This is a genomic window from Streptomyces capoamus, from assembly GCF_014654935.1.
Taxonomy (GTDB): Bacteria; Actinomycetota; Actinomycetes; order Streptomycetales; family Streptomycetaceae; genus Streptomyces; species Streptomyces capoamus.
Map to the genome: position 1 here is coordinate 189,466 of NZ_BNBF01000005.1, position 12,311 is coordinate 201,776.

The 12,311-nt window shown below is 73.4% G+C and carries 11 protein-coding genes; 2 read left to right on the forward strand and 9 right to left on the reverse strand.

What is annotated here, in order from left to right; translation table 11 throughout:
* From IE312_RS39510 to IE312_RS10650, 9 genes are all read right to left on the reverse strand, one after another.
* Positions 1 to 622, reverse strand: a 622-nt coding sequence (locus IE312_RS39510; protein WP_229899487.1) for a cytosine permease, incomplete at its 3' end; no start/stop codon positions are given.
* 116 nt (positions 623 to 738) lie between these two features.
* The gene (locus IE312_RS10615) at positions 739 to 1,758 is read right to left on the reverse strand and encodes a TIGR03842 family LLM class F420-dependent oxidoreductase (RefSeq protein WP_189980589.1); all 1,020 of its coding nucleotides are present in this window, start codon (positions 1,756 to 1,758) and stop codon (positions 739 to 741) included.
* An 11-nt stretch (positions 1,759 to 1,769) separates the two neighbouring features.
* On the reverse strand, positions 1,770 to 3,164 hold the full coding sequence (gene hydA, locus IE312_RS10620) for a dihydropyrimidinase (RefSeq protein ID WP_189980590.1): 1,395 nt from the start codon (positions 3,162 to 3,164) through the stop codon (positions 1,770 to 1,772).
* 55 nt (positions 3,165 to 3,219) lie between these two features.
* Entirely contained in the window at positions 3,220 to 4,062 is an 843-nt protein-coding gene (locus IE312_RS10625) for a nitrilase-related carbon-nitrogen hydrolase (protein WP_189980592.1), read from the reverse strand.
* Between the two features lie 155 nt (positions 4,063 to 4,217).
* Positions 4,218 to 5,789 carry a PucR family transcriptional regulator gene (locus tag IE312_RS10630; protein ID WP_189980593.1) on the reverse strand — a complete coding sequence of 524 codons (1,572 nt, stop codon included), beginning with the start codon at positions 5,787 to 5,789 and terminating at the stop codon, positions 4,218 to 4,220.
* A gap of 17 nt (positions 5,790 to 5,806) precedes the next feature.
* Entirely contained in the window at positions 5,807 to 7,090 is a 1,284-nt protein-coding gene (locus IE312_RS10635; protein ID WP_189980595.1) for an aspartate aminotransferase family protein, read from the reverse strand.
* The gene (locus IE312_RS10640) at positions 7,087 to 7,929 is read right to left on the reverse strand and encodes a nitrilase-related carbon-nitrogen hydrolase (protein WP_189980597.1); all 843 of its coding nucleotides are present in this window, start codon (positions 7,927 to 7,929) and stop codon (positions 7,087 to 7,089) included. Before IE312_RS10640 ends, IE312_RS10635 begins: the two co-directional genes overlap by 4 nt.
* Before the next feature lie 205 nt (positions 7,930 to 8,134).
* Positions 8,135 to 9,595 (reverse strand): hypothetical protein, encoded by a 1,461-nt coding sequence (locus tag IE312_RS10645; protein WP_189980599.1) that lies wholly within the window; start codon positions 9,593 to 9,595, stop codon positions 8,135 to 8,137.
* 111 nt (positions 9,596 to 9,706) lie between these two features.
* Entirely contained in the window at positions 9,707 to 9,958 is a 252-nt protein-coding gene (locus tag IE312_RS10650; RefSeq protein WP_189980601.1) for a helix-turn-helix domain-containing protein, read from the reverse strand.
* 62 nt (positions 9,959 to 10,020) lie between these two features.
* Between IE312_RS10650 and map the strand changes: the two genes are divergently transcribed.
* Together map and IE312_RS39515 are read left to right on the forward strand one after the other, a co-directional pair.
* Positions 10,021 to 10,794, forward strand: coding sequence for a type I methionyl aminopeptidase (gene map / locus IE312_RS10655; RefSeq protein WP_189980602.1), 774 nt, complete (start codon positions 10,021 to 10,023; stop codon positions 10,792 to 10,794).
* 179 nt (positions 10,795 to 10,973) lie between these two features.
* Positions 10,974 to 12,311 (forward strand): Clp protease N-terminal domain-containing protein (locus IE312_RS39515; RefSeq protein WP_229899488.1); only part of this gene is annotated, 1,338 nt, incomplete at its 3' end.

Genomic DNA, 12,311 nt, shown 5'->3' on the forward strand with positions numbered 1-12,311 from the left:
CGGCCCAGTTCTCGAAGCGGCGGACGGTCTCCATGCCGCGGTGGATGATCGCGACCTGGAGCGCCCAGAAGAGCGCGAAGGACAGCCACATGGTCCAGGCGTGGCCGCCGAAGTGCGAGGCGTTCCGCCAGCCGTCTCCGATGAGTTTGCCGGCGAGGAAGTAGATCGCCTCGCCGCCGATCCACGTCTGGATGCCGAACCAGCCGCACGCCACCAACGCCCGTACGACCGCCGGGAGGTTGGCGCCGCGCACGCCGAAGGAGGCGCGGGCGAAGACCGGGAAGGGAATGCCGTACTTGGGGCCCGCGTGCCCGGTCAGCAGCATCGGCACCAGCACGATCAGGTTGGCGAGGGCGATGGTGAACACCGCCTGCTTCCAGTCCATGCCCACCGCGATCAGCCCGGACGCCAGGGTCCAGGACGCGGTGTTGTGGGCCATGCCGACCCACAGCGCGGAGAAGTTGTAGGTGGTCCAGGTGCGCCCCGCGGCGGGGACCGGCAGCAGGTCCTCGTTGGCGTAGGGACCGCTGGGCGGCGGTGTGCCGGGGGCGAGTTCCACGCGCCCGTCGGGGAGGGTGACCTGGCCGGATATCGGTACGGCCGAGGGGGCGGTGTCGGTCATGGGCTGGCCAATCGGGGAGGGACGGATCGGGAGCGGCCGTGCGGGCACCAGCCCCCTCCCCGGCGGACGGCGGGGAGGGGTGACCAAGGGGGCGTGGGGGGAGGCGGGGACCGCGGTCAGGCGTTGACGGCCGGGATCACCTGCGTGCCGTAGGCGTCGATGGTGGCTTCCTGGGCGTCGTGCATGTCGTACACCGCGAACTGGTCGACGCCCAGGGCGCGCAGCGCGGTCAGTTTCTCGATGTGCTTCTCGGCCGGGCCGATGACGCAGAAGCGGTCCACGATCTCGTCCGGCACGAACGCGGTGTCCGGGTTGCCGCTGCGTCCGTGGTGGGCGTAGTCGTAGCCCTGGCGGTTCCGGATGTAGTCGGTGAGCTCCTCGGGGACCTGGGCGGAGTGCTCGCCGTACCGGGCGACCAGGTCGGCGACGTGGTTGCCGACCATGCCGCCGAACCAGCGGCACTGGTCGCGGGCGTGCGCGAGGGCCTCGGGCGAGTCGTCCTCGGTGACGTAGGCGGGGGCGGCGACGCACACCGTCACCTCCGAGGGGTCCCGGCCGGCGGCGGCCGCCGCGTCCTTGACGGCCTTCACCATGTACTCGGTCAGGTAGAGGTCGGCGAGCTGGAGGATGAAACCGTCGGCCTCCTCGCCGGTCATCCGCAGCGCCTTCGGACCGTACGCGGCCATCCAGACGGGAAGTTCGGCGCCCTCCCTGATCCACGGGAAGCGGATCTTCGTGCCGCCGAGGTCGGCCTCCTCGCCGCGGCCGAGGGCACGGATGACCTTCATGGCCTCGCTGATCCGGGCGAGGGTGTTGGGCGTGCGGCCGGCGACGCGCATCGCGGAGTCGCCGCGGCCGATGCCGCAGACGGTGCGGTTGCCGAACATGTCGTTGAGGGTGGCGAAGGTGGAGGCGGTCACCTCCCAGGTGCGGGTGCCCGGGTTGGTGACCATCGGGCCGACCTTCAGTTTCGTGGTGTTCGCCAGGATCTGGCTGTAGATCACGAAGGGTTCCTGCCACAGCACGGCGGAGTCGAAGGTCCAGCCGTAGCGGAAGCCGTTGCGCTCGGCCCGTTTCATCAGGCTGACGACGCGGGAGGCGGGCGGGTCGGTCTGCAGCACGAGTCCGAAGTCCATGGGCGCCACTCCTAGATGAGGTACTGACAGGTGGAGCGCGGGGTGAAGACGCCGTGCCCGGCGTGGCCGGTGTACTCCCGCTGGTCGATGACGAGTTCGCCGCGGGAGAGGACCGTCTCCACGCGGCCGGTGACGTGTGTGCCCTCGTACGCCGAGTAGTCCACGTTCATGTGGTGGGTCGCGGCGGACATCACCTGTTCGGCGTGCGGGTCGTAGACGACGACGTCCGCGTCGGCGCCCGGGGCGATGGTGCCCTTCTTCGGGTACAGGCCGAACATCCGGGCCGGGGTGGCGCAGGCGATCTCGATCCAGCGGCGGCGCGAGATGTGCCCGTCCACCACCGCCTGGTGCAGCAGGTCCATGCGGTTCTCGACGCCCGGCAGACCGTTGGGGATCTTGGAGAAGTCGCCCCGGCCGAGTTCCTTCTGGCCCGTGAAGCAGAACGGGCAGTGGTCGGTCGAGACGACCTGGAGGTCGTTGGTCCGCAGCGCCCGCCACAGCCCGGCCTGGTGCTCCTTGGGACGCAGGGGCGTGCTGCACACGTACTTGGCGCCCTCGAACCCGGGCTCGGCGAGGTTGTCCGTGGACAGGAACAGGTACTGCGGGCAGGTCTCGCCGAAGACGTTGAGCCCCTCGTCGCGCGCCCTGGCCAGTTCGGCGACCGCCTCCGTCGCCGACACGTGCACGACGTACAGGGGGGCGCCGGCGACCTGGGCGAGCCTGATGGCGCGGTGGGTGGCCTCGGCCTCGAGGAGGGCCTTGCGGACCTCGCCGTGGTACCGCGGATCGGTCTCGCCCCGGGCCAGGGCCTGCTCCACCAGCACGTCGATGGCGATGCCGTTCTCGGCGTGCATCATGATCAGGCCGCCGTTCTCGGCGGAGCGCTGCATGGCGCGCAGGATCTGTCCGTCGTCGGAGTAGAAGACGCCCGGGTAGGCCATGAACTGCTTGAAGCTGGTCACGCCCTCCTCGACCAGCAGGTCCATCTCCTTGAGCGTCTCGGCGTTCACATCGGAGACGATCATGTGGAAGGCGTAGTCGATCGCGCAGTTGCCCTCGGCCTTGGCGTGCCAGGTGTCCAGGCCCTCGCGCAGGCTGCGGCCGACGCTCTGCACCGCGAAGTCCACGATGGTCGTCGTACCGCCCCAGGCGGCGGCCCGGGTGCCGGTCTCGAAGGTGTCGGAGGCGGACGTGCCGCCGAACGGCAGCTCCATGTGGGTGTGGGCGTCGACGCCGCCCGGGACGACGTACTTCCCCGTGGCGTCGATCGTGCGGTCCGCGCTCCAGTCGTGCGCACCGGGCGCGGCGAGGGCGACGATGCGGGGGCCTTCGATGAGGACGTCGGCGTGGATCTCGTCGGACGCGGTGATGACGAGACCACCGCGGATGATGGTTCGGCGGGTCATGGGCCCTCTCCTTCGTGATCGCGTGCGGGTCCGTGGCGGCCCCTGCGGGGTGCTGCTACGGCGCCGTCAGCGGGCCGTACGCCCCCGGCGCCCGGTCCCGGTAGAACTGCCAGCGGTCGCGCACCTCGCGGAGTCTGGCCAGGTCCAGGTCGCGGACGACGAGTTCGGTCTCCTTGTCGCCCGCCACCTCGCCGACGAACCGGGCCTCCGGGTCCACGAAGTACGTGGTGCCGTAGAAGTCGTTGTCGCCGAGGTCCTCCACGCCCACCCGGTTGATCGCACCGACGAAGTACTCGTTGGCGGCGGCCGCCGCCGGCTGCTCCAGCTGCCAGAGGTAGCGGGACAGGCCGCGTGAGGTGGCCGAGGGGTTGAAGACGATCTCCGCACCGGCGAGGCCCAGCGCCCGCCAGCCCTCGGGGAAGTGGCGGTCGTAGCAGATGTACACGCCGATGCGGCCCGCGGCCGTGTCGAAGACGGGCCAGCCGCTGTTGCCGGGCCGGAAGTAGAACTTCTCCCAGAACCCCTGGACCTGGGGGATGTGCGTCTTGCGGTACTTGCCTAGGTAGGAGCCGTCCGCGTCGATCACGGCGGCGGTGTTGTACAGGACGCCCGGCTGCTCCTCCTCGTACATGGGCAGCACCAGGACGATGCCCAGCTCGCGGGCCAGGGCCTGGAAGCGCCGCACGGTCGGGCCGTCGGGGATCCGCTCGGCGTACTCGTAGAACGCCTTGTCCTGGACCTGGCAGAAGTAGGGGCCGTAGAACAGCTCCTGGAAGCAGAGGACTTCGGCGCCCTGGGCGGCGGCGTCGCGGGCCGCCTGCTCGTGCACCTGGATCATGGATTCCTTGTCGCCGGTCCAGGCGGTCTGGAAGAGGGCGGCACGGATCACTCGGCTCATCGGGGCCTCCGGTAGCTCGGTGTGCGGTGAGCCTAGGCAGCCCCGGCAGCCGGGTGGACTGGCAGCGTGTCACGTCCGCGGGCGGTCGGCGTGTCACCGTGTCACGCGTGCCCGGGCCCATGTTTCACCGCCGTTGTCGCAGGTCGTCGCATGTTTCACCCCTGTTGCGCGTCGTGCGCGAGGAGCGCGATGTGCACGGAGGCCGCCTGTTCGAAGTCGTCCAGGTCGACGCCCAGGCGGCCCTGTATGGCCTCCAGCCGGCGGTAGAGGGCCGGCCGGGAGACGTGGTGGAGCCGGGCGGTGCGGGACTTGTTGCGGCCCGTCGCCAGATAGGTCCGCAGGACGTTCAGCAGCTCCGGTTCGGCGTCGCACAGCAGCCCGTCCAGTTCGCGCTCGGCGAAGGACTGCACCTGCGGGTCGTCGCGCAGCAGCCGGATCAGACCGCGCAGGTGGACGTCCTTGAGGCGGACGACGGCCGGCCGGTCCAGGGCCGCCGGGAGGCCGGCGACGGCGTCGGCGACGTGCCGGGCCTCGCGCAGCCCCGCGGGCACGTCCTCCCAGGCGGTACGGGCGGCCGCGGCGGCGACCACGGCCGGCGCCCCGTCCCGCAGCCGGGTCGCGAAGTGGGTGGTGAGCGCGTCGGCGTCCTGGTCGCGGGCGAGGCTGAGCAGGACGGCGGCAACCCCGTCGGCGAGTTCCGCGGCGATGCCGGGCAGCCCCAGCAGCCGCAGCACCCGGTCGACCCGCTCCGTCCCGCGGCCCTGGACGACGAGCGGGACGAAGGTGCGCCGGTTGACCGGCAGTCCGGCCGCCCGGGCCCGCGGCAGCAGCTGCCGGGCCGGTACGACCCCGGAGACCAGGTCGGTCAGCAGGCTCTGCGCGGACTGCTCCTCCCAGCTGTCCGCCCGGGCGCCGCCGAGCATCCGGTGCAGCACCAGGGCCTCGGCGGCGCGGTCCGCGAGCAGCCGCCCGGTGGCCGCGTCGCCGCGGTAGCCGCACAGCAGCAGCCGGCCCCAGCGCTCCCCGCGTCCGCCCAGTTCGGCGGGGATCCAGCCGTCGCCGGCGCCGCCGCCGGCCTGCCGGGCGATCCGCTCCCAGTCGCGCAGCACGTCGTCGACCGCGGACCGCTCCCCCGCGGTGCCGAGGACGCGGTGGGCGAGGTTGGTGACGACGACCGGGCAGCCGCTGTGCCGGGCGACCTCGTCGAGCAGCCGTTGCAGCGGGGCGCCGGCCGTGATCAGCCCGGTGAGGGCGGTACGCACCGTCTCCGACAGGCTGATCGCGGCGTACTTGCGCCGCACCAGCCGGGACTGCACCTCCTCGGTCAGCTCGGCGAAGGGGAACGGCCGGTGCAGCACGACCAGGGGCAGCCCGCACCGCTCGGCGGCCCGGCGCATCACCTCGGGCGGCGCGGGGAAGGCCCGCCCGAGGCCGAGGACGACGGCCGCCGCCTCCGCCCGGTGCAGGGACTGGATGTACTCGGCCTGCCGGCTCTCGTCCCCGGCGAGCAGCACCCCGGTGGTGAGGACCATCTCGCCGCCGCTCAGCATCACGCCGACGTCGGCGGCCTCGGCGACGTGCACCCAGCGCACCGGACGGTCGAGCTGTGCGGCGCCGGCCACCACCTCCGGCTCCCCGGCGAGCACCCGCTCCAGGGTGAGCACCTGGCGGACGGAGAGGGCGGGTTCCGGCGCGAGGGGCCGGCGGGACTCCGGGACGGTGGTCATGGCCGTACACCCGTTCTCTAGTACGTGCTCCTCAGCGCGTGTTCGAGGATCGCCGCGCCCTCCTCGGCCTCGGCGACGGTCAGCGACAGCGGCGGGGTGATCCGCAGGGCGGTGGTGTCGTGGCCGCCGCCCTTGCCGATGAGCAGGCCGCCCTCCCGTGCCGCCTCCAGCACGGCGGCGAGGGACTGCGGATCGGCGTCGTCCGTGCCCGGCCGGACCAGTTCGATGCCGATCATCAGTCCGCGTCCGCGCACCTCCCGTACTCCGGGCAGCCCGGCGGCGACCGCCCGCAGCCGCTCGATGAGCAGTCCGCCGACGCGCCGGGCGTTGCCCTGGAGGTCGTGTTCGAGGAGGTGGGCGAGGTTGGCGAGGCCGGCGGCCATGGTGACCTGGGTGCCGCCGAAGGTGGAGATGCTGTTGGCGTCCAGGCAGTTCATGATCTCGGCGCGTGCGACGACGCCGCCGACGGACATGCCGTTGCCGATGCCCTTGGCGAAGGTGACGATGTCCGGGAGGCCGCTGCGGGCGTGTGCCTGCCAGCCCCAGAAGTGGTCGCCGGTGCGGCCCCAGCCGGTCTGCACCTCGTCGGCGATCCACAGGATCCCGTGCTCCCGGAGCACGTCACGGAAGGCCGCGTACAGGCCGTCCGGGGGCGAGGTGAACCCGCCGACCCCCTGGACGGGTTCGGCGATCAGGGCGGCCGGCGGCCGGGTGTGGCCGAGGACGTCCTTCAGGTCGGCGACACAGGCGTCGATGAACGCGCGGTCGTCCAGGGCGGCGAAGGGCCCCCGGGTGCGGACCCCGCCGTGCACGTACAGGGTCTGCAGCGGGGACAGGGAGGTCGGGGACCAGCCCCGGTTGCCGGTGATGCCGACCGTGCTGAAGGACCGGCCGTGGTAGCTGTTGCGCATGGCGAGGACGGTGTTGCTGCGCCGGTACGTGGTGGCGAGCAGCAGCGCGGTGTCGTTGGCCTCGGTGCCGGAGGTCGTGAAGAACACCCGGGCGTCCGGGATGCCGCTCAAGTGGGCGATGCGCTCGGCGAGTTCGACCATCGGCCGGTTGAGGTAGAGGGTGGAGGAATGGATGATCCGGCCGGCCTGCTCGCTGACCGCCTTGGTCACCTCGGGCAGCGCGTGCGCGGTCAGCGTGGTCAGGATGCCGCCGAAGAAGTCCAGGTAGCGGCGGCCGGCGGAGTCCCAGACGTGCCGGCCCTCGCCGTGGGTGATCTCGATCGGGTCGCCGTAGTACAGGGCGAGCCAGTCCGGCAGGACCCCGCGGTGGCGGGCGTACAGGTCGTTCACGGCTGCACCAGTCCTTCGTAGGCGTCGGGGCGGCGGTCGCGGTAGAACGCCCACTGCTGCCGCACTTCCTCGATGAGGTCGAAGTCGAGGTCGCGGACGAGGAGTTCCTCGCCCTGGTCGTCGGCGACGTCGCCGACGAACCGGCCGCGCGGATCGACGAAGTACGAGGTCCCGTAGAAGTCGTTGTCGCCGTACTCCTCCCGGCCCACCCGGTTGATGGCGGCGACGAAGTACTCGTTGGCGACGGCCGCCGCCGGCTGCTCCAGCCGCCACAGGTAGGCGGACAGGCCCCGGTGGGTGGCGGACGGGTTGTAGACCAACTGGGCGCCGTTGAGTCCGAGTTGCCGCCAGCCCTCCGGGAAGTGCCGGTCGTAGCAGATGTAGACGCCGACCTTGCCGGCGGCGGTGTCGAAGACGGGCCAGCCCAGGTTGCCCGGCTTGAAGTAGTACTTCTCCCAGAAGCCCTTGACCTGCGGGATGTGGTGCTTGCGGTACTTGCCGAGGTAACTGCCGTCGGCGTCGATCACGGCCGCGGTGTTGTAGTAGAAACCGGACTGCTCGACCTCGAAGACCGGTACGACGATCACCATGCCGGTCTCGCGCGCCAGGTCCCGCATCCGGCGCACGGTCGGGCCGTCCGGCACGGGTTCGGCCCAGCGGTAGTGCTCCGGCTCCTGGACCTGGCAGAAGTAGGGGGCGTTGAAGACTTCCTGGAACCCGATGATCCTCGCGCCCCGGCGGGCCGCCTCGCGGGCGTGCTCCTCGTGCTTCGCCACCATGGACTCGGTGTCGCCGGTCCAGGTGGCCTGGACCAGAGCGGCGCGGACGACGTTGGCCATGAGGTGCTCCTTCGACACGACGTCAGAGCCTCTACGCCCGTAGAGCAGGCCGTAGAGGGACGAACGTAAGCCCCCGGGCGGCCCTTGCCAAGACCATCGCCGTCAACCGGACGAGTCGATCTCGTTTCGCACTCCGGTGGGTGAGCGGGACGGCAGCCACGGCGGGGCGGACCGGTACGCACCGGGACACTTCGACGGCCTCCGGTCACAGCGTGTGCCCGGCGACGCGCAGCGCGTGCACGAGGTCCCAGTACCGTTCCTCGGAGACCGCGCGCGCGGCCCGGAGCAGCGGCGGGACCAGGCGCCCGGGGTCGGCGGCGACGCACCGGGCGGCCTCCTCGGGCGTGCGGACCCGCACACAGGCGTCCAGCAGGGCCCGCGCCTCCCGCTCCCGCCCCTCTTCGTCCAGCCGCAGCACCGCCGCGCCGAGCTGCTGCGCCGGCCGGGCCACGCCCTGGCGCAGCATCTGCCGCCCGTCGTCGTCCCGTCCGGCCGCGAAGAGCGCGTCGGCGGCGGCGACCAGCCGCTCGGCGGGCAGCGCGGCGGCCTCCCACAGCAGCGTCGCCCAGTCGGCACCGAGCCCGGCGCGGTGCAGGGCGTCCGCGAGCGGCGGCAGCCGGGCCACGGGCCACCAGGCGGCCTCGACCAGCAGGACGTGCGCCTCCCCGCTGCGGCCCCCGGCACGCAGCCGCGCCAGCCGCTCCACGACCCCGGCGACGGCCGCCGCGGTCTCCTCGTCCACGGCGGCGACGGGCGCGGGCACCGGCGCGGCCGGCTCCTCCACCCCGGCGAACCGCGCCCCCCGCGGCGTCCGCCGCCCGGCGCCGGCCTCCGCCGCCCCGGCCGCGGGCACCCGCGGTACGACGACCGGGGCGGCCTGGCCGTCCTCCGCGGCCCCGGCGAACCGCGCGCTCCCCCGCCGCCGCTTGCGCGGTGCGCCGGGAGCACCGGCGGCCGGTGCGGACGGCTCGGGAGCCGGAGGCCGGGGGCGGGCGCCGGCGTCCGGCGCGGAAGGGGCCGTCGAGGCGGCCGGGCCGTCCGGTCGCGGCCGACGAGGACGGGCGGCCCCGGCAGGGGGCTCCGCCGGGGCGCCGGGTACGCCGGGAGACCCGGCGTACCGGCCCTCGCCGGTGCCTGAGCCCGTCCCCCCGGGCCCCCCCTCCCGGTCGAGCCGTCGCAGGCGGGCGCGCAGTTCGGCGCAGCGGGCCGTGGCGCGGGTGTGGTCGTCCTGGGCCCAGGCCAGCTCGTGGCGGAGGGAAGCGGCCTCCTCCTCGGACACCGGCGCGGACAGCAGCCGGGTCAGTCCGGCCCGGCGTTCGGCGGCGTACCGCTGCTCACGGAGCATGACGTCGAGCCGGTCGGCCAGCGCGTCCGGGGCGCCGGGCCGGGCGTCGTACGCGGTGAGCGCGGCGGCGTGCAGCGTGCGGGCCCGCTCCCGCTCGGCCGCCGCGGCGGCCGGGCCGTAGGCCGCGCCGATGTCCTCCAGCAGCGCCTCCACCACGTCCCACGGCGGCACCTCACGCCCGTCCAGACAGGCGCGCATCCCCTCGGGGTCGCGCTGCCAGAACACCCCGCTCCAGCCGGCGCGCGGATCGAGACGCGCCAGCAGGGCGTCCAAGTAGCTCGCGAACTCCCCCACCTGACCGGACAGTTGATGCTCAGCCATCGTCCCGCTCCGCCCCGGCCGCCAGCACTGACGCCCGGTAGGCAACACCAGTCGTGTTACGGGCTCGCTACGCGGAGTTTTCCGGCGGCACGCGAAGAGCTCGCTCCGGGATCAGACGGGCACGAGAGCACACCGGGCGACCAGGTCGTCCATCGACAGGCCCAGGGCGCCGGCCAGCGCGGCCACGGTGAAGAACGCCGGTGTCGGCGCCCGCCCCGTCTCGATCTTGCGGAGCGTCTCGGCCGAGACGCCGGCCGCGGCGGCCACCTCGGCCATGCTCCGCCCGCCGCGCGCCTCGCGCAGCAGCAGCCCGAGCCGCTCGCCGCGTTCGCGCTCTTCCGGAGTGAGTGGGGTGCGCACCATGCGGCCCATTCTAATACCGCCCCCGCACCGCACCCTATTCAAATACCGGTATAGTAATTGGCATGGTGGAACTGAAGACCGACACATCGATCGACGCGATGCACGCGGCCGGCCAGGTCGTCGGCCGCGCCCTGACGGCCGTACGGAAAGCCGCCCGCGTCGGAGTCTCCCTGCTGGAGCTCGACGAGGTCGCCCGGGAGGTGCTGCGCGAGGCCGGCGCGTCCTCGCCGTTCCTGGGCTACCGCCCCTCCTTCGCCCCGACCCCGTTCCCCGCCGTGATCTGCGCCTCGGTGAACGACGCGATCGTGCACGGCATCCCCACCCCCTACCGGCTCCGCGACGGCGACCTGCTCTCCGTCGACTGCGGCGCGGTGCTGGACGGCTGGGCCGGCGACTCGGCGATCAGCTTCGTGGTGGGCCGCGCCCGCCCCGCGGACCTCCGGCTCGTCGAGACCGCCGAGCGGGCACTGGCGGCGGGCATCGGGGCGGCCGTGGCCGGCAACCGCATCGGCGACATCGCCCACGCCGTCGGCCGGGTCTGCCGCACGGCCGGCTACGGCGTCCCGCAGGGCTTCGGCGGCCACGGCGTGGGCCGCCGTATGCACGAGGACCCCGAGGTCCCCAACGAGGGCCACCCCGGCCGCGGTCTGCCCCTGCGCCCAGGCATGGTCCTCGCCATCGAGCCCATGCTGATCGCGAGCGGCAAGGACGGCTACCACGAGGCACCCGACGGCTGGACCCTGTGCACGGACGACGGTTCCCGGGCCGCCCACGTCGAGCACACGGTGGCGATCACGGAGTCGGGCCCCCGGATCCTGACCGAGCGGCCGGCCTGAGGACAGCGGGAATGCCGCCGGGGCCGCGCCCGCGCCGTCCGGGCACGGGGCCGCAGCGCCCGGCGCCGGCGCCCCCGGGCGGACGTGCCCGCCCCAACGGATCGTGTCATCGTGGCATGAGCGGCCCGCCCCCGGGTTACCCGGCCGCTCCGCACGTCGTCTGCGAAGGAACCCACGCGATGACCAACGGCTACCCTCCTGACCCCTTCGGTGAATTCCTGGCCCGCTTCTTCGGCGGAACCGGCGGAACCGGCGGAGCGCCCGGGCCCCGCCACATCGACATCGGCCGCCTGCTCAGCCAGCCGGCCCGGGAGCTGGTCAGAGGGGCCGCCCAGTACGCGGCGGAGCACGGCAGCCGGGACCTGGACACCCAGCACCTGCTGCGCGCGGCCGTGTCGACGGAGCCCACCCGGAGTCTGCTCAGCCGGGCGGGCGCGGACCCGGACTCGCTCGCGCACGAGATCGACGACCGGGCGGGCCCCGTCCAGCACCCGCCGGGCGAGGCACCGCCGCCGACCTCGCTCTCGCTGACCCCGGCGGTCAAGCGGGCCCTGCTGGACGCGCACGACATGGCGCGGGCCACCGGCGCCGGGTACATCGGCCCGGAACACGTGCTCAGCGCGCTGGCCGCGAACCCGGACTCGGCGGCCGGGCACATCCTGCACGCGGCCCGGTTCCCGGGCGGCGCACTGCCCGCGGAGGCCCCCGAGAGCACGCAGCAGCGTCCCGAGCGGCAGCGGCAACGGCCCACCGGCACGCCGACCCTGGACAAGTACGGCCGCGACCTGACCGACCTGGCCCGGCAGGGCGGGATCGACCCGGTGATCGGCCGGGACACCGAGATCGAGCAGACCATCGAGGTGCTCTCCCGGCGCGGCAAGAACAACCCGGTGCTCATCGGTGACGCGGGCGTCGGCAAGACGGCCATCGTGGAGGGCCTGGCCCAGCGCATCGCGGACGGCGACGTGCCGGACGTACTGGCCGGGCGGCGGGTGGTCGCGCTGGACCTGACCGGGGTCGTGGCCGGCACCCGCTACCGGGGCGACTTCGAGGAGCGGCTGAACACCATCGTGGAGGAGATCCGCGCCCACTCCGACCGGCTGGTCGTGTTCATCGACGAACTGCACACCGTCGTCGGCGCGGGCACCGGCGGCGCCATGGACGCCGGGAACATCCTCAAGCCCGCCCTGGCCCGCGGCGAGCTGCACATCGTGGGCGCCACCACGCTGGAGGAGTTCCGCCGGATCGAGAAGGACGCGGCGCTGGCCCGCCGCTTCCAGCCGGTCCTCGTGCCGGAGCCGACCCCCGAGGACACCATCGAGATCCTGCGCGGCCTGCGCGACCGGTACGAGGCCCACCACCAGGTCCGCTACACCGACGAGGCGCTCGTCGCCGCCGTCGAGCTGTCGGACCGGTACATCACCGACCGGCGGCTGCCGGACAAGGCCATCGACCTGATCGACCAGGCCGGCGCGCGGGTCCGGCTCGGTGCCCGGACGAAGGGCACGGACGTGCGC

Bases quoted from the DNA above. Each gene is read 5' to 3' on its own strand.
- IE312_RS10615 (WP_189980589.1), bottom strand. From the start codon at position 1,758: ATGGACTTCGGACTCGTGCTGCAGACCGACCCGCCCGCCTCCCGCGTC.
- map (WP_189980602.1), top strand. From the start codon at position 10,021: ATGGTGGAACTGAAGACCGACACATCGATCGACGCGATGCACGCGGCC.
- IE312_RS10645 (WP_189980599.1), bottom strand. From the start codon at position 9,595: ATGGCTGAGCATCAACTGTCCGGTCAGGTGGGGGAGTTCGCGAGCTAC.
- hydA (WP_189980590.1), bottom strand. From the start codon at position 3,164: ATGACCCGCCGAACCATCATCCGCGGTGGTCTCGTCATCACCGCGTCC.
- IE312_RS10630 (WP_189980593.1), bottom strand. From the start codon at position 5,789: ATGACCACCGTCCCGGAGTCCCGCCGGCCCCTCGCGCCGGAACCCGCC.
- IE312_RS10625 (WP_189980592.1), bottom strand. From the start codon at position 4,062: ATGAGCCGAGTGATCCGTGCCGCCCTCTTCCAGACCGCCTGGACCGGC.
- IE312_RS10640 (WP_189980597.1), bottom strand. From the start codon at position 7,929: ATGGCCAACGTCGTCCGCGCCGCTCTGGTCCAGGCCACCTGGACCGGC.
- IE312_RS10650 (WP_189980601.1), bottom strand. From the start codon at position 9,958: ATGGTGCGCACCCCACTCACTCCGGAAGAGCGCGAACGCGGCGAGCGG.